At 64.4% G+C, this 18,111-nt stretch carries 15 protein-coding genes; 3 read left to right on the forward strand and 12 right to left on the reverse strand.

The features are described from left to right. Nucleotides 1-131: 131 nt before the first annotated feature. Nucleotides 132-1,832: an HNH endonuclease gene (locus ACQY5K_RS12215; RefSeq protein ID WP_428115607.1), complete on the forward strand. Its 1,701-nt coding sequence runs from the start codon at nt 132-134 to the stop codon at nt 1,830-1,832. A 217-nt stretch (nt 1,833-2,049) separates the two neighbouring features. Here ACQY5K_RS12215 and ACQY5K_RS12220 read toward each other — a convergent pair whose 3' ends face one another. The 8 genes from ACQY5K_RS12220 to ACQY5K_RS12255 all read right to left on the reverse strand — a co-directional run bounded on the left by ACQY5K_RS12220 (nt 2,050) and on the right by ACQY5K_RS12255 (nt 9,185). Next, nucleotides 2,050-2,436 carry an AAA family ATPase gene (locus ACQY5K_RS12220; RefSeq protein WP_428115610.1) on the reverse strand — a complete coding sequence of 129 codons (387 nt, stop codon included), beginning with the start codon at nt 2,434-2,436 and terminating at the stop codon, nt 2,050-2,052. Between the two features lie 55 nt (nt 2,437-2,491). Further along, nucleotides 2,492-2,995, reverse strand: coding sequence for a hypothetical protein (locus ACQY5K_RS12225; protein WP_428115613.1), 504 nt, complete (start codon nt 2,993-2,995; stop codon nt 2,492-2,494). 7 nt (nt 2,996-3,002) lie between these two features. After that, nucleotides 3,003-5,006, reverse strand: a complete 2,004-nt coding sequence (gene acs / locus ACQY5K_RS12230; protein WP_428115616.1) for an acetate--CoA ligase — start codon at nt 5,004-5,006, stop codon at nt 3,003-3,005. 141 nt (nt 5,007-5,147) lie between these two features. Beyond that, the gene (locus tag ACQY5K_RS12235; protein ID WP_428115619.1) at nt 5,148-5,351 is read right to left on the reverse strand and encodes a hypothetical protein; all 204 of its coding nucleotides are present in this window, start codon (nt 5,349-5,351) and stop codon (nt 5,148-5,150) included. A gap of 27 nt (nt 5,352-5,378) precedes the next feature. Beyond that, nucleotides 5,379-6,764, reverse strand: coding sequence for an SAVED domain-containing protein (locus ACQY5K_RS12240; RefSeq protein ID WP_428115621.1), 1,386 nt, complete (start codon nt 6,762-6,764; stop codon nt 5,379-5,381). A gap of 38 nt (nt 6,765-6,802) precedes the next feature. Further along, on the reverse strand, nt 6,803-7,702 hold the full coding sequence (locus ACQY5K_RS12245; protein ID WP_428115624.1) for an AAA family ATPase: 900 nt from the start codon (nt 7,700-7,702) through the stop codon (nt 6,803-6,805). After that, complete coding sequence (locus ACQY5K_RS12250; RefSeq protein ID WP_428122665.1) at nt 7,699-8,211, reverse strand: hypothetical protein; 513 nt, start codon at nt 8,209-8,211, stop codon at nt 7,699-7,701. Before ACQY5K_RS12250 ends, ACQY5K_RS12245 begins: the two co-directional genes overlap by 4 nt. Before the next feature lie 2 nt (nt 8,212-8,213). Beyond that, on the reverse strand, nt 8,214-9,185 hold the full coding sequence (locus ACQY5K_RS12255) for a CBASS oligonucleotide cyclase (protein ID WP_428115626.1): 972 nt from the start codon (nt 9,183-9,185) through the stop codon (nt 8,214-8,216). Nucleotides 9,186-9,366: 181 nt separating this feature from the next. Between ACQY5K_RS12255 and ACQY5K_RS12260 the strand changes: the two genes are divergently transcribed. Continuing rightward, nucleotides 9,367-10,707 (forward strand): AAA family ATPase, encoded by a 1,341-nt coding sequence (locus ACQY5K_RS12260; RefSeq protein ID WP_428115628.1) that lies wholly within the window; start codon nt 9,367-9,369, stop codon nt 10,705-10,707. Beyond that, the gene (locus ACQY5K_RS12265; RefSeq protein ID WP_428115631.1) at nt 10,704-11,324 is read left to right on the forward strand and encodes an RloB family protein; all 621 of its coding nucleotides are present in this window, start codon (nt 10,704-10,706) and stop codon (nt 11,322-11,324) included. Before ACQY5K_RS12260 ends, ACQY5K_RS12265 begins: the two co-directional genes overlap by 4 nt. 112 nt (nt 11,325-11,436) lie before the next feature. On the opposite strand, the gene ACQY5K_RS12270 is transcribed toward ACQY5K_RS12265, so the two are convergent. The 4 genes from ACQY5K_RS12270 to nuoL form a co-directional block, all read right to left on the reverse strand. Further along, complete coding sequence (locus ACQY5K_RS12270) at nt 11,437-12,444, reverse strand: SAM-dependent methyltransferase (protein ID WP_428115634.1); 1,008 nt, start codon at nt 12,442-12,444, stop codon at nt 11,437-11,439. Between the two features lie 189 nt (nt 12,445-12,633). Next, nucleotides 12,634-14,271, reverse strand: coding sequence for an NADH-quinone oxidoreductase subunit N (locus tag ACQY5K_RS12275; RefSeq protein ID WP_428115636.1), 1,638 nt, complete (start codon nt 14,269-14,271; stop codon nt 12,634-12,636). Between the two features lie 2 nt (nt 14,272-14,273). After that, nucleotides 14,274-15,833 (reverse strand): complex I subunit 4 family protein, encoded by a 1,560-nt coding sequence (locus ACQY5K_RS12280; protein ID WP_428115638.1) that lies wholly within the window; start codon nt 15,831-15,833, stop codon nt 14,274-14,276. Between the two features lie 70 nt (nt 15,834-15,903). Next, nucleotides 15,904-18,105 (reverse strand): NADH-quinone oxidoreductase subunit L, encoded by a 2,202-nt coding sequence (gene nuoL / locus ACQY5K_RS12285; protein WP_428115640.1) that lies wholly within the window; start codon nt 18,103-18,105, stop codon nt 15,904-15,906. Between the last annotated feature and the right edge of the window lie 6 nt (nt 18,106-18,111).

The following is an 18,111-nucleotide window of genomic DNA, read 5'->3' on the forward strand; positions in this document are numbered from 1 at the left end:
GGGCACGCGCCCGTGACGAGTGCGCTGCGTTGCGGTGTGTGGGGGTTGCGCTGGTGTCGGCTCGGGTGTGGTGATGCCGTTGGGGGTCGTTCGGGGCTTTCGTATAACACCCCACATTTACAGTCATTGTCATGAAGCGCTCAGACGTTCGCAGCGATTCGGCGGCGGGTATGCCGACCGGTTCCGTATCGGCAAGCAACGCGGCCGTGGCCGCTCCGCCCGCGCTGTCGTCGCCGGCCGAGGCGGTGTTGCCGGTTGAGGGTGTGTTGCCGGCCGAGCCCGCATCGCTTCGGGTCGAGCCGGTTGAGCCGGTATCGGTTGCGGTGCCGCCGGCTGGTCCGGTGTTGGCGGTTGAGGGTGTGTTGCCGGTCGGGCCGGTGTTGCCGGTTGAGGGTGTGTTGCCGGTTGAGCCGGTATCGGTTGCGGTGCCGCCGGCTGGTCCGGTGTTGGCGGTTGAGGGTGTGTTGTCGGTGCTGTGCGGGGCGCGTGACGTGGTCGCGCGGGCGTCGCGGGTGCCGTTGGGCGATGCCGGCTGGGACACGCTCGCCGATGTCATCGACGTGGCGTCTCGGCTGCGATCAGCCGCGGACGCGGTGGTGCTCTCAGCGACCGCTGCGCTCGAAGCCGCCCGTCCTGGGTCGGGCCGCTCTGCGCTGGTGGGCCGGGCGCGTATGAGCAAGCGCACCGCCAAGCGCACCGTCGAGTCCAGCGAGCAGGTCGCACAGATGCCGAACGTCGCTCGCGGCCTCGCGGTGGGCGAGCTGAACGTCGAGCACGCCCAGATACTTGCTGACGCTGCGCGGCGCACCAGCGCCGACGCGGTCGACACCGCAGCCGAGCTGCTCGAAGCCGCCGCGCAGGTGTCGCCCGAGACGCTGCGCGACCAGGCCAAGGCGTTCGCGGCCCGTCACGACCCCGACGCTGCTGAGACCGAGCTAGGCCGTCAGCGCCGCGCACGGTGCGCGTCGTTGTTCGTCGATGAGTCCACCGGGATGGGCGTGCTGCACGCCGAGTTCGACCCGGTCAGCTTCGCGTTGGTGCGCCAGGCACTCGAGAACTACAGCGACGCCTTGTGGCGTCTCGACGGCGGACGCGACGCCACACCCAACCAGATCCGCGACAACCGCCAACGCCTCGCCGACAGCCTCTTCGAGATGGTCACCGACCGCAACGCCCTGGCCACCATCGACCACCCCGCCGCACACCACCCCAACACCGCCCGCCGCCCACAAACCAACGACAGGCACGGCCCCAACAGCGATGCCGACCGGGGCCGCAACAGTGATGCCGACGGCGATGGCGCCTCCCACAGCCCGGCGGGCCGCTCAATCGACCGGTGGCGGCCCGCCCAAGCACCCAACCAGCTCATCATCATCGCCGAGATCGGCGTCATCGACGGCAACAGACCTGACGGACTTTGCGAGTTGCTCGGCACCGGACCCGTCCCGCCGTCAATCCTCGACAACCTCTCACCCGACACCCACATCCGCGGCGCACTGTTCGACACCAACGGAGAAATCCTGTGGCTCGGACGCAGCCGCCGAAACGCCAACGCCGCCCAACACCTCGCCGTCGCGATACGCGACCGCGGCTGCGTGCTGTGCCGCGCACCCATGCACCGCTGCGACGACCACCACATCAACGAATGGGCCGCCGACAACGGCACCACCGACATCCCCAACCTCGCAGCCCTGTGCAACAACTGCCACTACGAGCTCCACAACAACAACGAACGCCTTGAACGGCGCCCCGCCCCCCGCCGATGGACCACCACACCCCGAACGAACACCGCCGGCCAAACCAACAACACACCGTCGACAGGACCGCCGTGACCGTGACCGTGATCCCACCTGCGACCTCGGAGCGTGCGTCCCACCAGGCCAGACCAACGACACAACACCGACAGGGCCGCAGGCTGCTGCGGATCGAACACACCTTGCCCTATCGCACCACCCATGCGTGCTCCGTCAGCCCGCACGGCCAGCCAAGCATGAACTTCGGCCTTCACCAGCTTCGGAGATCGATCAGCAGCAGACGCCAATTGCGGTGCTATCTGACTTCGATGCCTCGGTCAGCAGCGACCTTCAGCATCCTCTCCGTGTATTCGATGGCGCGGACGCCGCCATCGTCATCGTCGGGTTCAAGGCGAAGTGCGACACCTTCCGACTCTTGGTCGTTGCAGGCAGCACGAGCGAACCCAGCGACGCAATCCCAACGGTGGGTCGTGGCCAAGACTTGGACGTTGTGTTCGCGGGCAGCGCGAAATATGAGCTTCCAATAATCCTGCTGCAGTGTGTGATGGATTCCGTTCTCGGCCTCGTCGATCAAGAGGAACCCGTTCGCTGCATTCGCGAGTGCGACACCGACGGCGAACATCCGAACTGCGCCGTCCCCCAGACTTCGCAGCGGAACGCGTCCATCCTCGGAGAGCTTCACGAGCACTCGTCGGCGGAACGATCGCCGTTGCCCAGCGACGGCTGCCCTCCAAGAATCAGTGGGTGTGGTAGCCGCTGTCGATGTAGAGGGTGGGCAATTCGAGGTCGCGGTACATGCGGACGTTGCGCATGTCGTCGTCGATCGCGAGGCGGGGGGTGAAGCCGCGCTCGAAAAGCTGTTGGGTCTGCTCGCCCTTGAACATTGGTGACGGGCGGAAGTCCCCCATCGGCCGCATGATCAGCAGATCCCAGCGGAGCTTGTGCTCGTTCAGCCACCAAAGCGTCTCATCGGACACCCACGCCGGGCGCGAAGTGAGCGCCACCACCACAAGTCCGGGGGCGAGCAGCACCAGCAGCTCTGCCACCTCTTCGAGAACGTCGTCGTCGCCGACGTCGGCGAAGAACGAATCCCAGTCGCGCCACGGGCCGTCGAGGTGATGCTGGCGATGGGCCGCGTCGGCGAGCACGCCGTCGATGTCGGCGATGACACAGTCGCCCGGCGCTACTGGGCCGTCACGCCACCACCAGTACCTCGGCAGTGCGTCGCCGGGTGCAGCCAAGCGAGACTCAGTCTTCGCTCGGAGACTCGGCTGCGCGGATGCGGATCTCATCCACGACGCCAGCGTCAGCGAGGGTTGTCGTGTCACCGAGCTGTCGGCCCTCGGCGACATCTCGCAGCAGGCGGCGCATTATCTTGCCCGAGCGGGTCTTGGGCAGGTCTGGCACCAGCACCACAGCCTTGGGCCGGGCAATGGCGCCCAGCTTGGTGGAGACGTGCTGACGCACTTCTTCCCGCAGCTCGTCGGAGGCTTCATGGCTGCCGCGCAGGATCACGTAACCCACGATGGCCTGGCCGGTGGTGGCGTCGGTTGCCCCGACAACCGCTGCCTCGGCCACCGACGGATGGTCGACCAGCGCCGACTCGACCTCGGTGGTCGAGATGCGATGCCCCGACACGTTCATCACGTCGTCGACACGGCCGAGCAGCCACAAGTAACCGTCGTCGTCGATCTTGGCGCCGTCGCCCGCGAAGTAGCGGCCCTCGTACGCGCTCCAGTAGGTCTCGTGGTAGCGCTGCGGGTCACCCCAGATGCCGCGCAGCATCGACGGCCACGGCTCGGTGATCGTCAGGTAACCGCCGCCCCGTTCGACCGTGTTGCCGGCGTCGTCCACGAGCTCCACCGAGATGCCCGGCAGCGCATGGGTGGCCGAACCTGGCTTGGTGGTGGTAACGCCCGGCAGCGGGGTGATCATGTGGCCGCCGGTCTCGGTCTGCCACCAGGTGTCCACGATCGGGCAGGCGCCGCCGCCGATGTGGGTGTGGTACCACATCCAGGCCTCAGGATTGATCGGCTCGCCGACCGTGCCCAGCACTCGCAGGCTCGACAGGTCGTGTTGGGAGACCTCGGCCGCTCCCCACTTCATGAACGTGCGGATGGCCGTCGGCGCTGTGTAGAGCTGGGTCACCCCGTAGCGCTCGATGATGTCCCACAGCCGGTCCTTCGGCCAGCTCGCCCGGTCGCCGCCGCGGAACTCCGGACGCGGCGTGTCGGGCGTGCCCTCGTACATCACCGACGAGGCACCGTTCGCGAGCGGGCCATAGACGATGTAGCTGTGACCCGTCACCCAGCCGATGTCGGCCGCGCACCAGAACACGTCGGCATCGGGCTTCAAGTCGAACACGTAGCGGTGCGTGAACGCCACCTGCGTGAGATAGCCGCCGGTGGTGTGCATGATGCCCTTGGGCTTGGCCGTAGTGCCCGACGTGTACAGCAGGTACAGCAGGTCCTCAGAGTCCATGTGCTCGGGCGGGCAGTCGGCCCCCGCGTCGGCCATCAGGTCGTGGTACCAGTGGTCGACGCTGTCGTTCCACGCAACCTCCTGGCCGGTGCGGCGCACGACGACGACGTTCTCAATGGATTCAGTGGCCGCAACTGAGGCGTCGGCGGTGTCCTTCAATCCGAACGGATCGCCGCGCCGGTAGCCGCCGTCGGCGGTAATGAGCAGCTTCGCCGAAGCATCGTCGATGCGGTCCGACAGCGAGTCGGCCGAGAATCCGCCGAAGACCACCGAGTGGGCAGCGCCGATGCGTGCGCATGCGAGCATCGCCACCGGCAACTCGGGGATCATCGGCATATAGATGCACACCCGATCACCGCGCTCGACGCCGAGGCCGCGCATCACGTTGGCGAACTTGCAGACCTCTTCCAGCAGATCGGCGTAGGTGATGGTGCGAGTGTCGCCTGGCTCGCCTTCCCACCAGTAGGCCACCTTGTCGCCACGCCCAGCTTCGACGTGGCGGTCCAGGCAGTTGTACGAAACGTTGAGCGTGCCGCCGATGAACCACTTTGCGAACGGCAGATCCCACTCGAGCACGGTGTCGAAGTCGCGGAACCAGGTGACGTGCTCGCGGGCCTGGCGAGCCCAGAACGCCAGCCGGTCTGCGCCAGCCTCGTCGTACAGCGATTGGTCCGCCACCAGCGCCGACGCCTGGAACTCGCTGGAGGGCTCGAAGATGCGATCCTCGACGTAGTAGTCCTCGATCGTCGCTTCGGTCGTTGCGTCAGCCATCGGTACCCCTGTCTCGTCGTGCTGCATCCGAGCGGCCCGTGTCGGCAACGCCAAGCCCGCTCAGCCAGATTCGCAGAGTAGTTGCCGCCCGCCGAGAGGCCCACAGCGCGACCGCACGCACGGGTGAAACCCCGGATCCGCTCAGCCGGTACGCCACTCGGAGACCCAGAACGCACCAAAGCGATCGGGATCGGGATCGGTCAGCGCTGAGGCCTGGTCAAGCAGGGCCCTCACCGCAAGGGCTTCGGCTGTTGGAACCGCCCGGCTGCGGTCCCAGAGCGCCCTTATCCCAGCGGCCAGCGTGTCGATGCCGGCTGCGCTGAGACATTCGGCCTGTGAACTCAATACGGCACCATCCTCGAGTCCGGCAGTTCAGCTCGACTCAATTTCGATGGCTCGCTCGTATCCATGACCCGAGCCGAGCAATTCGTAGGTGTTGGTTCGCGGAAACCGATCCCAGAGATGCCCGAGGAGGAGGGCTACTGGCGCCGGGCAAATGAGGAAAAGGTGAATTTCGGCGGGCCTGTGTTTCCGGCAGAGCGTGCGTACTTCATTGCGGATCGCAAGCGCGAGCGGCTGACCCTGAGCCGGATCAATCGGAACTTCAGGGTGTGACCGCCGGATGCGGAACAGGGGACCGTTGTGCCCGCTCCCGGCAAGAAAGGCAGCGACGTCCGACGTCGGGTCGTCGGCGACCACCGAGACAGCGATTGCGAACTCGTCACCGCCGCCGTCGAGGAGCTGGTCAGCCAGGGTCGTGTTCGTTGCCGCGAGTTCGGGGCCATTGGACGACGACCACTCACGACTGTGCGCGAAGGTCGCAATGTCAAAGCCTCTGGTCTCGCGCAGCGAGCAACCTGCAGCGAACCACAAAGGGAGCCGGCAAGCGCCGCGAACATGCACCCGCGTGTGTCCAGCTGCAAGGCATTGGTCGCCGACCACCGATACGCGCGAAGCAATCTCAGGCCATCGAGCGGAGGCGCGAGTCCCCCCACTGGGGTGGAGGTGAGAGCGGAGGTCCAAGTGGACGAGGGCGTCGTCAGACGGGATCTCCTGTAGTGCAGCGATGGCGATTGTCGCGGCCGGCGGTTCAGTCCGGAGCCCGAGCGCGTTGACTGCGGCCTCCACATCGCTTTTCTTGAGGACAGGCCGTGTCCGCCCAACCTGTTCACGAATCCAACCTGCGCCAACGAACAACGAAGCCGTGTCAGACGCTACGGACGGCATCGCGCAGTCGACGATCTTGTCCCGCCAAGCGGTAATGGACGCATCAGTGTCGATCCGAAGCTGGTCCAGAAAGCGAACCAGCGTCGCCTTGTCGGTACCGAGGTGCTCTAGGAGCTCCTGGACAGCATCGTTGAGCGTTGATGATGGTTTGGGTCGACGCAGCGCATCTGCGAGATAGCCGTTGGCATTCCTCTGCGATAGCAGTGGATCGTGGCTGTCAAGGCTCTTGTTGGTGATCAGGCGAAGGTCCATCCCTTCGCTGTCCTTCCAGAAGTCGAAGAAGCGCTTCAGGATGCTGGCGCCACCGCGAGGGGTGAGCCCTGTGAGCCAGTCGAGCGTCAGAGGTCGAGTGCCGTCGACGGAAGCCTTGACCTGGCAGTAGGTGTCATCCGCCGCCGATCGTCGTATGATGACATCGTCCAGGTTGGCGGCGTCAGCGGCTTCGATCTCTATGGCCACGATGTTGTTGGGTTTGAGCAGCGCAAGCGCCCAGTACCAGCCGATCAGGAATTGCAAGTCGTCGCCGATCAACCGGGCCCCGGTAGGGGGTCGATTGGCGAGGGGGTCAATCATGAGCCGGTGAAGGGTTTCGTCGGCTCGATTTGCGCGATCGCTTGTGCGATCATCCTCTCGGTGATCGGTTGGTCCGGGTAGGCAGTGAGGACGACCTGAGGAATCAGCCGTTGGCTTAGGTCGCTTGCTGTGTAGCCGTAGTCACGCGTCTCGCTCGGCCCAGTCAAGGCCGCGAGTGTGCCCCAGTCCGCGTCAGGAACGCCGTCGGCGAACAACGACTTGAGGATTGCCTCACGATGGGCAAGAACAGGCCGCTTGAACTCGAACGTTGCCGCCGAACGACGGACGATGGCGGGGTCGATGGCGTCAAGTCGATTCGTGCACATCACGACGACAACATGAAGCCGCTCTGAGGCGACTTGGTCGATGCCGCGAATCAGAGCGTTGACACCTGCACGGTCTTCGTGGTGCATCTGTGTGTCGGCGCGGTTCTGAGCGATCGCATCTGCTTCGTCGATGACCATGATGATCGGACACGACGCACCGGCGTGTCGGGCGCGCTCAGCCACTGTGTCGAATGCCTCACCGAGGAGGCGAGTCATCTCGCCCACGTGCCCCGAGCCGCGCGCCCGTAGGCTGAGGCGAAGCACCTTGACGCTGCGCCCGTGGCGGCTCGCTATCTCATGTCCAAAGGTCTCGGCAAGGGTCGTCTTGCCGGTTCCAATATCGTCGGCGAAGATCATCAGTGGCGGTCGCTGCACGAACGCCTCGACAGCTCGCAACTCAGGCCCGTGGTAACGCCTGGACCACTTTCGGAGACGGTCGGGAAACAGCAGCAGTTCGCCTTCGGCGCTCAGGCGCTGCTTGACATCGTCAAGGCCGACAAGTTGGTGGTATCGGCGCTGGGCCGTTGGGTCCGGCAGGTCGATGAATTCTTCGAAGATGTCGTCGCTCATACGATCGGCCTCAGCGCAGTACGAGCGACGCCTCCGCCGTTGTGACTGTAAGCCTTGTCTGCGTTCCAGGACCCGGACGCAGTCCCGGGCTCATCGCCAGACGACCGCTCAAACGGAAGCTTGACTCTGACGGAAGACACTTCTTCGGGGGTGAGGCTGTCCCAAGCCGCGCTGTAGATAAGGAATGAGGCGAAACTCGCCCCGCTGATGTCGCAGTTTCGCGGGATCCTGCCTGCGCGATCATCACCGGTCAGCGTTCCGTCGATCCTGGCTTCGTAGATCAGACTAGGTGGAATCCACAGTCCGTTGCACCTGAAGCCGTAGGTGATCCTGTGGACGAAGAGTCCAGCGAGCAGCTCGACCAGCTCCGCTTCGTACTTTGAAATCCTGTCATCGTCCGGGTCTCCGTACGCCAGTTGGATAAGGCGGAGATCTGCCGCTACCTTCGACGCCACGTGCCGAGCGGAGGTTACGGAAAATGTGGAAGTCTCGGTGACTGTTCTGGTCATGCTCACGATGAAGCTCCCTTGAAGCGCTCTCCTAGAACAACCTGCCAGCAGTCGACGGCCCGAGCCTTGGTCGTCGCATACCGGGCCTCGGCTATGGCGTCGAGGGCATCTTCGGCGCTGTACACGATTCGCTTTCGGTCGCTCTCGGTGTATAGGCGAGCCGCGTTGTTCTCCGGGTTGACCGGATCGATGATCTCGATGGGGTCGGCACCCGCCGCGGGCAGCTCTGACACGTTGTAGTAGTCGGCGAACGCGATACGGCCGCGAAGCTCGGAATTGACGACGCCGCTGAAGAACGCTTCAAGCCCGGCGACGTAGTCGGACAGAACGGCCCCGTTGTCGATCATGTCGGCGACGATCAACTCGGCCATGAATGACTTGAACCGGAATTGATCGCCGTGCTCGATCTTCTGGTTACGGATCCACCACTTCACGAAGCGCACGATCTGAGCGAAGTCGGTCGGCGCTGCAGCCTTACGCTTGCGGATGAACTCGAGATGGAGACGAACGCTTGTGAGCAGTCGGTCGCCCGTGTCACGTGCTACCAGGTATCCCCGATCGTCCGGGTCGCCCTCGTAGAGGACAGGCACAACATCTACGACGGTCCCGGTGCCCTTGAAAGTGATCGTGACGCAGTGGGTGCCGGACTGGACCTGGTCGTCGCCGATGAGGCCCTCGTACGCCTCCCGGAGACGCTCGGTCATCCAGTCGATCAACGAGGCATCCGCAGGTGCATCTTCGCTGCGAACGTAGACCGCTACGTCGAAGTCGTTGACGGTCCGCAGAGCGGTGCCCTTGGCCACACTGCCCGCATGGAGCATCTTCACTAGAGCGAATCCGGGGTTCGCCGCGATGTGGGTCTCGAGACGATCACGCAGGGTGTTGACCTGCTTGCGCTTCTCATTGGCGACCTCCCGACTGAGGTTGATCACGTCGTCGGCGAAGGTCTTGAGGTGATGGTGTTCGATTTGCAAGATGTGCAGCCTCCTATGCGCACTCAGTAGTGCAACCGCCTGTGGCACGCTCTGAGGGCTGGCGCCGTCTAGATCACGTCTGAAGACGATTAGCGAGAGTTTTTCTCGTATCAGGGCCTATCATGGCAGTCAATGCCGCACGAACTTGCGCTACCCGAGGATTTGTCACGATAATGGCGAAATGAGCAGCCAATCAGAGGTTCCCGCGTCGAGCGTGTTGTTGTCGTTCACCGCCGACAACGTGCGCTCGTACCGAGACGAGGTCCATCTCTCCCTTCTCGCCACGCGCCTTGCCCTCCCCGATGTGCGCCGTGAAATCCACACGCGGTCCTCGTCTAGAGCGATCGGCGTCCTGCCTGCCGCGGGTCTCTTCGGGGCCAACGCATCCGGCAAGTCCACGATGTTGTATGCACTCGCCGACATGCGCAACATTGTCGTCAGCTCATTTCGTTCCGGCACACGCTCCAGCGGTATCGACCGAAGAGCCTTCGCCCTCGATGACGTTTTCAGTACTCGCCCGAGCCGATTCGCGATCGAGCTCATCTTCGAAGGCGTGACCTGGCAGTACGGCTTCGAGGTCGACGACGAGCGCATCCTCGGCGAATACGCGTACCACTACCCCAAGGGGCGCCAGGCTCTGGTCTTTGACCGTAACTTGGACGGCCTCACGTTCGGGCCGCCCTTCCGCTCTACAGGGCGGGCGCTACGCCAGCTGCTACGCGACAACGCGCTGCTGTTGTCAGTTGCAGGAGCTGCCGACGACGAGCAGCTTGGGCCACTCTTTGGTTGGTTCCTTCGCAACCTCAGGCTTGCCGAATCGTCGAATCGAGCCTCCCGAGTCGTCAGAACCGCAGAACTTGTCAACGACCCCCAGACCAAAGAGCGCGTCATGGCATTCGTTCGGGCGGCAGACCTCGGCGTCACCGATATCGAGCGAGCGCCCGTCGACCCCGAGGTTGCCGAGCGTCTACAACGAGCTCTCCGGATCCTCGAAGGCGAGGAAGGCGCCCCCGACGCGACCGATGAAGAGACCAAGGTCGTCTTCGCCGATTCCGTGCGCCTCAAGCACCGAGGCTCAACAGGAGATGTCGACTTGGACCCCGAGGATGAATCAGAGGGCACCATGGTGTGGGTGGGCCTTATCGGCCCCGTCCTCGACTCACTCGATGGAGGACACGTTCTTCTCGCCGACGAGTTGGACACGAGTCTGCACCCTCACCTCGTTTTAATGCTCGTCGGGATGTTCCAGAGTCCCGACATGAACCGACGTTGCGCACAGTTGATCTTCAACGCCCACGACGTCGATGTGCTCGGTGACTCCGATGACGCAGTGCTCGGACGAGACCAGATCTGGTTCGCGGAGAAGGATCACGAAGGAGCAACATCCATCTACCCTCTCGCCGATTTCCGGCCGCGACGGGACGAGGCTCTCGGTCGACGCTACCTACAGGGTCGATTCGGCGCCGTGCCAGCCGTCGACCCCGGCGAGCTTCGCATTGGTTTGGACCTCGTCAATAGATGAACCGGCCCAAAGGAGTCACTACGCGGCGTGTGCCGCGACGACGGGAGCCGCTTCGCATTATTCGCGTCCTGACCGAAGGGACCGTCACTGAACCGGGCTACCTAGCGCAATGGGCACGTCGCGATCGTCGAGTTCATATCGACTTCGCAGAATCCGGCCTCGCTCCGCTCACCCTCGTCCAGCGTGCCCGCGAGCATCAACAAGCTCGGCGGCAGTCGAGTCGGCGATCCCACGACGCCTACTACGACGAGATCTGGTGTGTATTTGACATCGATGAGCACCCGAACCTCCCCCAGGCACTGAACGAAGCGCGTCAGAGCGACATCTATGTCGCCCTCTCCAACCCGTGCTTTGAGCTGTGGCTCCTCCTCCATCTCGAAGACCAGACCGCCCACATTGATCGTCATCACGCCCAGCGCCGCGCAGAGGATCTCGGTATCGTCCAGGCCAAGCGCTTTGATCCAGGCAGCATCGTCGATCTCCTCATCGCCTACGACTCTGCCAAGCAACGCGCAGTAGCACTTCGCGAGCAGCACGCTCGAAATGGCTCCGAACCTGGTGCAAATCCGAGCTCCAATGTGTGGGAGCTCGTCGACCTACTTCGGGAACCTGAATAGTTAGGCCTTGCCCACGAGATCAGCTGCCAGCGAAATCTGCACACCGAAGGCCACCCCACACCTCCCCACTGCAGAATCAGCTGACTTGCATCAGGGGAGTTGTTGTCGCAGCTCAGCCGACGCGCCACTCGGCGACCCAGAACGCACCGAAGCTGCGAGGGTCGACCAGTGCGGCGGCTTCGTCAAGAAGCGCTCGTGCAGCGAGGGTCTCGGCGGTGGGGTTGGCGCGGCTGCGTTCCCACAGCGCACGCGCGGCTGCGGTCATCGACTCGATGCCGTGCGCACCGAGCCAACCGGCCTGCGGCGACATCTTCGCGCCCAACGGCAGCTGATCGAACGCCACCTCGCACGTGATGTCAGCAGTGCCTGGCGCTTCGAGCGGATCGTCGGCCCGACGCTGGGAGCGGTAGGTGCGCAGCCACTCGTCCTGCGGTCGCTGCGCCAGGGAGGCTGTCGTACGCATGCCGTAGTCGAAGATGAGCACTCGGCCTGCTTCGAGCAGCCTCAGCGCCCTTCGTACCCAGACTGAGGCGCGCAGCTGCAGCGGAATCCGACTGCCGACGGGCGCGTCGGGTGCAAGCGCGGTCGCCATCGCGCTGGCGTCATCAGGCGCAGGCTGGCGGACCTGCGTCGTGTGCTGCGGTCCGACTTCAACATGAACTTCATCCCAGCCGGCCGGCGCACGCTCGAGCAGGCGGATCGGCAAGTTGTCGAGCAACTCATTGGCCACCACGACGCCCACCAACGGCCCTGCGGGCAGGTCAGCCAACGCCGCGGCCTCGCCGGCAATGCCCAGCGCTGCTTGACGCTGCGACTCGGTCCGTTCGACCATCACGTAGCGAACTGCATCACGGCAGCCGTCGACTGCTGCAAGCACATCGCGGCACAGCGTCCCCCGACTTGCACCGCCTTCGAGAACGACGAAGGGATCGGGGCAGCCCAGCTCGACCCACGTCCGGTCCAGATAGTTCGCCACGCACCGTGCAAACAACGAGCCCAGCTCAACCGACGTCGCGAAGTCGCCGTCACGCGAACCCGGATGACCTCCGCGTTCGTAGAAGCCTGCAGTGCCGTACAAGGCTTCGTCCATGTACGCGTCAAAGCGCAGGAGTTCGGGCATCAGTTCCAGTCTGGAGGCCATGCGAGCGCTGCGCCGTTCCGTTGTCCACGAATCCCATGACCCACGAATCCCATGACCCACGAATCCCGTGACCCACGAATCCCGTGACCCACGAATCCCGTGACCTACGAACCGTCGGCGAGCCGTGACAAGCCTGCGTCCCGCGGCGTGTGCCCAAGAACGGCCGGATCAGCCGCCGATATTGAACGTTGAGACGTCTCCGAAGTGGCTGACCAGCCCAGGGAAGATGCCGGTGACCAGCGTCGCGAGGGCCGTGATCACCAGAGCCGCGGCCAACGCGCCGGTCATCGGGATCGGTCCCGGCACGAAGGGCACCAGCAACGTGCGGCGCTCACGCGTCTCGACGGTGACGCCAGCACCGTCCTCGACGGCCGCCGGCTCGAGTTCGGCGCCAGCAGATTCCAGATCGGCGGGCTCGTCGGTGGATGCGTCGATGCCGACCTCGACGGTTTCAGGCACTGGTTGGAACCACATCTGCATCAGCACCCGCGCGTAGTAACCGAACGCGATGACGGCGTTCACCGCGACCAGCGCGGCCAGCACCCAGCCCGCAGGCGTGCTTGCATCCGCCAGCGTCCGGAACACCACGAACTTCGCGAACCAGCCACCCGCAGGCGGGATGCCCGCGAGCGATGCGAGGAACAGCGTCATCAGCACTGTCAGACCCGGCGCGTAGCTGAACAGCCCGCCGTAGCTCGTGATCGCGCCCGAACGAGTCCGGCGTGACACCGCCAGCACCACGCTGAACGCCCCCAAGTTCATGAAGGCGTAGATGATCATGTAGACGACCACCGCCTCCCGTGCGCTGGCCAGCGTCGCGGACGAGCCTTCGAAGGCCACTGCGAACGGCACCAGCATGAAGCCGCCTTGGGCAATGCCGGAGTAGGCCAGCATCCGCACGATGTTGGTCTGACGCAAAGCAATGAGGTTGCCGACGGTCATCGTGACCGCAGCCAGCACCCAGAAGAACGGCTGCACCACATCGGCAGCGCCCTCGAAGGCGACAAACACCAGCCCGAGCAGCGCCACCATGCCAGCCGACTTGGACGCGACGGACAGGAATGCCGTCACCGGCGTGGGTGCGCCCTCGTATGTGTCGGGCGCCCAGGTGTGGAATGGCACCGCCGAGACTTTGAAAGCGAACCCGATCAGCACAAACAGGACCGCCACGATGACGAGCGGGCTTGAGTCACCGCTCAACCCTGCTGCAATCGTGCCGAAGTCGGTTCCGCCGGTCACGCCGAACAGCAGCGACATTCCGTAGAGCATCACTGCGGACGCAAACACGCCCATCAGGTAGTACTTCAGGCCCGCCTCATTCGAGCGCGGACCGCCCTTGCGCCACGCCGCCAGCATGTACGCCGGGATCGACAGCAGCTCCAGGGCCACGAACACGCTGACGAGGTCACGCGAGCTGGCCATCATCACCATGCCCAGCAGCGACGTCAGCAGCAGCGTGTAGTACTCGTTCTCGTAGTAGTCACCGTCGCGCACGTAGTCCACCGACATCAGCACGACGATGTAGCCGGCCAGCACGAACAGCGCCTTGAGCACCAGCGAGAAATCGTCGACGACGTACGCCCCGTCGAACATGGGCCGCTCGGCACCGTCCGTGGCCAGGGTCAGGATCGGAATCAGCGTCGCCAGCAACCCGACGCCGGCCAGCGTCGGCATCAGGCGGCGCACCTTGTCGTCGAACGCGATGTCCGCAACCGTGACGAGCGTGCCCACAGCCAGCAGGGTCAGCTCGGGCGCGAGCGCATGCCAGTCGAGGTCAGGTCGTACGAAGGCGAGCATCACGTCCATCGTCAGCCCCCCGTCGCCGCCGCGATGCTCTCGGCGATGCCGTGCGACACGTCATCGACCATGCCGTAGATCAGATTCGGGAAGATGCCAAAGAGCACCATTGCCACCAGCAACGGTGTCCACGCCACCCACTCAAAGCGGTTCACATCGGCAATGACGTGCCCATCCCACTCCGCGCTCGGCTCGCCGAATGCGCTGCGCTGGAACAGCCAGAGCAAGTAACCGGCGGCAAGCACCGTGCCGACCGCAGCGATGACCATGTAGGTACGGAACGTTTCCTCGGGCAAGCCAGCGCCAGGGTTGTAGGCCGACAGGATCGCCGGGAATTCGCCCCAGAAGCCGGCCAGCCCGGGAAGACCCAGCGAGGCCATCGCAGAGATGCCGAGGATCCAGCCCATTCGCGGCGCGGACTTGAGCAGCCCGCCCAGCCGGCTGATCTCAAGCGTGTGGTACCGCTCCTTCACCGATCCGGCCACGAAGAACAGCATCCCAGTGATGATCCCGTGCGCCACCATGCCGAACACTGCGGCGTTGATGCCGAACTCGGTCAGTGTGGAGATGCCCAGCATCACGAAACCCATGTGCGCCACCGAACTGAAGGCAATGAGCCGCTTCATGTCGGTCTGTGCCAGGCAGGCCAATGCGCCGTAGATGATGCCGATCACTGCGAGCAAGCCGATCCACGGTGCCCAGGACTTCGCTCCCTCAGGCAGGAACGGCAACGCGATCCGCACAAAACCGTAGGTGCCGAGCTTCAGCAGGATTGCCGCCAGGATGACCGAGCCGACCGTCGGCGCCTCGGTGTGGGCGTCGGGCAGCCAAGTGTGGAACGGGAACATCGGCACCTTGATGCCGAAGCCCATGAACAGGCCGGCGAACACCAGCGCCTGTGTGCCCGCAGTGATCCCGACACCGGCGACGCGGGAGAGCTCGCGCATGTCGAACGTCTCCAGCAATGCGCCGCTGCCGTCGCGCGACAGGAAGAACAGTGCCACGAAGCTGACAATCATCAGCGCCGAGCCGAACAGCGTGAACAAGAAGAACTTGAGCGAGGCGTAGCGCCGGTTCTCGCCGCCCCACACGCCGATCATGAAGTACATCGGCAGCAGCACGACCTCGAAGAAGACGAAGAACAGGATCAGGTCCTGCGCCACGAACGTGCCGTTCATGCCCGAGCCCAGGATCAGAATCAGGATCAGGAACGCCTTGGCGTTGCCCGGCTCGGGGATGTGGTCCCACGAGTAGATGATGCACAGCGGCACGATCACCATTGACAGGATCAGCAGCGGCATCGACAACCCGTCGAGGCCGACGATGTACTGCGAATGGATCGCGTTGATCCAGCCCTTCTCAACGACGAACTGCAGCGTCCCGGCATTGCCGTAATCGAAGCTGAACAGCAGGTACACGCCCACGGCGAGCGCCGCCAGCGAGGACAGCAGTGCGATCAGCTTTAGCTCGGCCTCGCGGGCGCTTGGCACCACCATCATCACGAGCACGCCGATGACCGGCAGGAACACTGCGAGGCTCAGCGCCCAAGCGTCGAATCCAGTTGCGTCCACGCTGTCTCTCCCTAGCTCTCGATCATCTGGCGGTGACCGGTTTGGCAACCGTTGGGCATGGCTTGGCCGGTCACAACACGATCACGAACACGATGGCGGCGACCGCTGCTGTTCCGAACAGCAGTGAGCCGTAGTTCTGGACTTTTCCGGTCTGCATGCCCCGCAGACCCTGACCGCCCGCATCGGCACCGCTGGCGATGGCGTTCACGCCGCCGTCGATGGTGCCCTGGTCGATCCAGCGGTATACCCACCGACCGCTGTCGCGAGCCGTCTCTGCGGCGGTGTCCACGACCTTGTCGATCACGTTCTGGTTGACCCAGTCGGCAGCCCGCGCGATCGGCGCCTTGATCGAGCCGACGACGATGTCGGTGTAGAGGTGGTCGAGGTAGTACTTGTTCTCGAGGAACGTGTACCCCGCCTTGGCGTAGCGGTTGCGCTCGGTCAGCCCGTGCGGGCCGGCGTTGCGCCAGTAGTACAGGAACGTGATGGCGATGCCGGCCAGGGCCAGCGCAAGGCCGACCAACGCCAGAATCAGCGACGGGTCGGGATGCGACAGCCCGACGGCGTTCAGGTAGATCGACGGCTCGGCATAGGTCTGGACGCGGTGCGCGAAGCCTTCCAGCCCGAACGGCGACAGCACCCCTGACGGCAGGTTGAACACGCCCGCCACCACGGCCATCACTGCGAGGATCCACAGCGGCACCGTCATCAGCTTGGGCGACTCGTGCGGGTGGCCGTGCCCCCGGTATTCGCCCCAGAACGTGTACCAGATGACCCGCGTCATGTACGCGGCGGTCATCAACGCCACTACGCAGCCGAAGATGAGCATGAGCGGATAGGCGCGTTCTTGACCTGCGAGGGCTCCGAGCAGGATCTCATCCTTGGACCAGAACCCGGCAAACGGGAACACGCCCGCGAGCGCCAGGGTTGCGATCACGAACGTCTTGTAGGTGTGCGGCATGTGCTTGCGCAGGCCGCCCATCTCTCGCATGTCGAAGGTGTGGTGGGCGGCGTGGCTGACTGAGCCGGCACCCAGGAACAAGCAGGCCTTGAAGAAGGCGTGTGTGAACAGGTGGAACATCGCTGCGGTCCACGCGCCCACGCCCAACGCCATCACCATGTAGCCGAGCTGGCTGACGGTGGAATACGCCAGCACCTTTTTGATGTCCCACTGGGCGAAGGCCAGCCCGGCACCGATCAGCGCCGTGAAGCCGCCGATGAACGCCATGAGGTTGATCGAGGAGCTGCCGATCGAGAGGCCTTCATAGAAGACCGGATACAACCGGCCGATCATGTACACGCCCGCCACCACCATGGTCGCCGCGTGGATGAGCGCCGAAACCGGCGTCGGACCGGCCATGGCATCGGGCAGCCACGTGTGCAGCGGGAACTGGCCCGATTTGGACGCCACCGCGGCCATGAGCGCTATCGAAGCCATGAGCAGGGCGAAGTGATGGTCGCCGCCCTGCGCGCCGATTGCCCGATTGATCGCGTCGATGTCGAACGTCTTGAACGTGCCGTAGAGGATGATCACGCCGATCAGCAGGCCGATGTCGCCGACGCGGTTCGTGAAGAACGCCTTGAGCGACGCGTCGGTGTTGGGCCGTTCCTCCCACCAATGACCGATGAGCACGAAGCTGCACACGCCCACTAGCTCCCAGCCCACGATCATCTGGACCAGGTTCTGTGCCATGACGAACAGGAGCATCGAGGCGGTGAACAGGCTCAGGAAGGCGAAGTAGTGGACGAAGCGGCGGTCGCCCTTCACGTACTCGCTGGAATAGATGTGCACCAGCAGCGAGATCGACGTGACCACGATCAGCAGCAGCACCGTCTGGCCGTCGACGAGCGTGCCGACAGCAAAATCCACACCCGCGTTGGACCACCAACCCGCGTAGGTGCTGATGACGGGTTCCGTGCCCACCGAGCCGTGACCGTCGGCAACGCCGTGGCCGTCATCCGCGGCGCCGTCGCCGCCCTCTTCGGCATGACCGTCGGTCTCGGCGGCCATCAAGCCTGAAGCTGAATGGCCCTCACTGACCGAGATCAGCGCGTGGTCGTCGGAGGCTTGCGATTCGCCAGAGCCGTCGTCGGTGTGGTTGATCCACTGCACCGCAGCGATCATCGAGAGCACCCACACGATGCCCACAGCGGCGATGCCAACGCGATGCACCCGGTCCGCGCCGATGACGCTGCGGCCGAACAGCAAGATCACGACGAAGGAAATCGCCGGGATCAGCGGGATCAGGTACGCGTTCTCGAGCATCCACATGGGCGT

It is taken from the genome of Candidatus Poriferisodalis sp. (genome assembly GCF_965262965.1).
Lineage (GTDB): Bacteria > Actinomycetota > Acidimicrobiia > Acidimicrobiales > Poriferisodalaceae > Poriferisodalis.

Bases quoted from the DNA above. Each gene is read 5' to 3' on its own strand.
- ACQY5K_RS12260 (WP_428115628.1), top strand. From the start codon at position 9,367: ATGAGCAGCCAATCAGAGGTTCCCGCGTCGAGCGTGTTGTTGTCGTTC.
- nuoL (WP_428115640.1), bottom strand. From the start codon at position 18,105: ATGTGGATGCTCGAGAACGCGTACCTGATCCCGCTGATCCCGGCGATT.
- ACQY5K_RS12215 (WP_428115607.1), top strand. From the start codon at position 132: ATGAAGCGCTCAGACGTTCGCAGCGATTCGGCGGCGGGTATGCCGACC.
- ACQY5K_RS12275 (WP_428115636.1), bottom strand. From the start codon at position 14,271: ATGGACGTGATGCTCGCCTTCGTACGACCTGACCTCGACTGGCATGCG.
- ACQY5K_RS12265 (WP_428115631.1), top strand. From the start codon at position 10,704: ATGAACCGGCCCAAAGGAGTCACTACGCGGCGTGTGCCGCGACGACGG.
- ACQY5K_RS12250 (WP_428122665.1), bottom strand. From the start codon at position 8,211: ATGACCAGAACAGTCACCGAGACTTCCACATTTTCCGTAACCTCCGCT.
- ACQY5K_RS12245 (WP_428115624.1), bottom strand. From the start codon at position 7,702: ATGAGCGACGACATCTTCGAAGAATTCATCGACCTGCCGGACCCAACG.
- acs (WP_428115616.1), bottom strand. From the start codon at position 5,006: ATGGCTGACGCAACGACCGAAGCGACGATCGAGGACTACTACGTCGAG.
- ACQY5K_RS12270 (WP_428115634.1), bottom strand. From the start codon at position 12,444: ATGCCCGAACTCCTGCGCTTTGACGCGTACATGGACGAAGCCTTGTAC.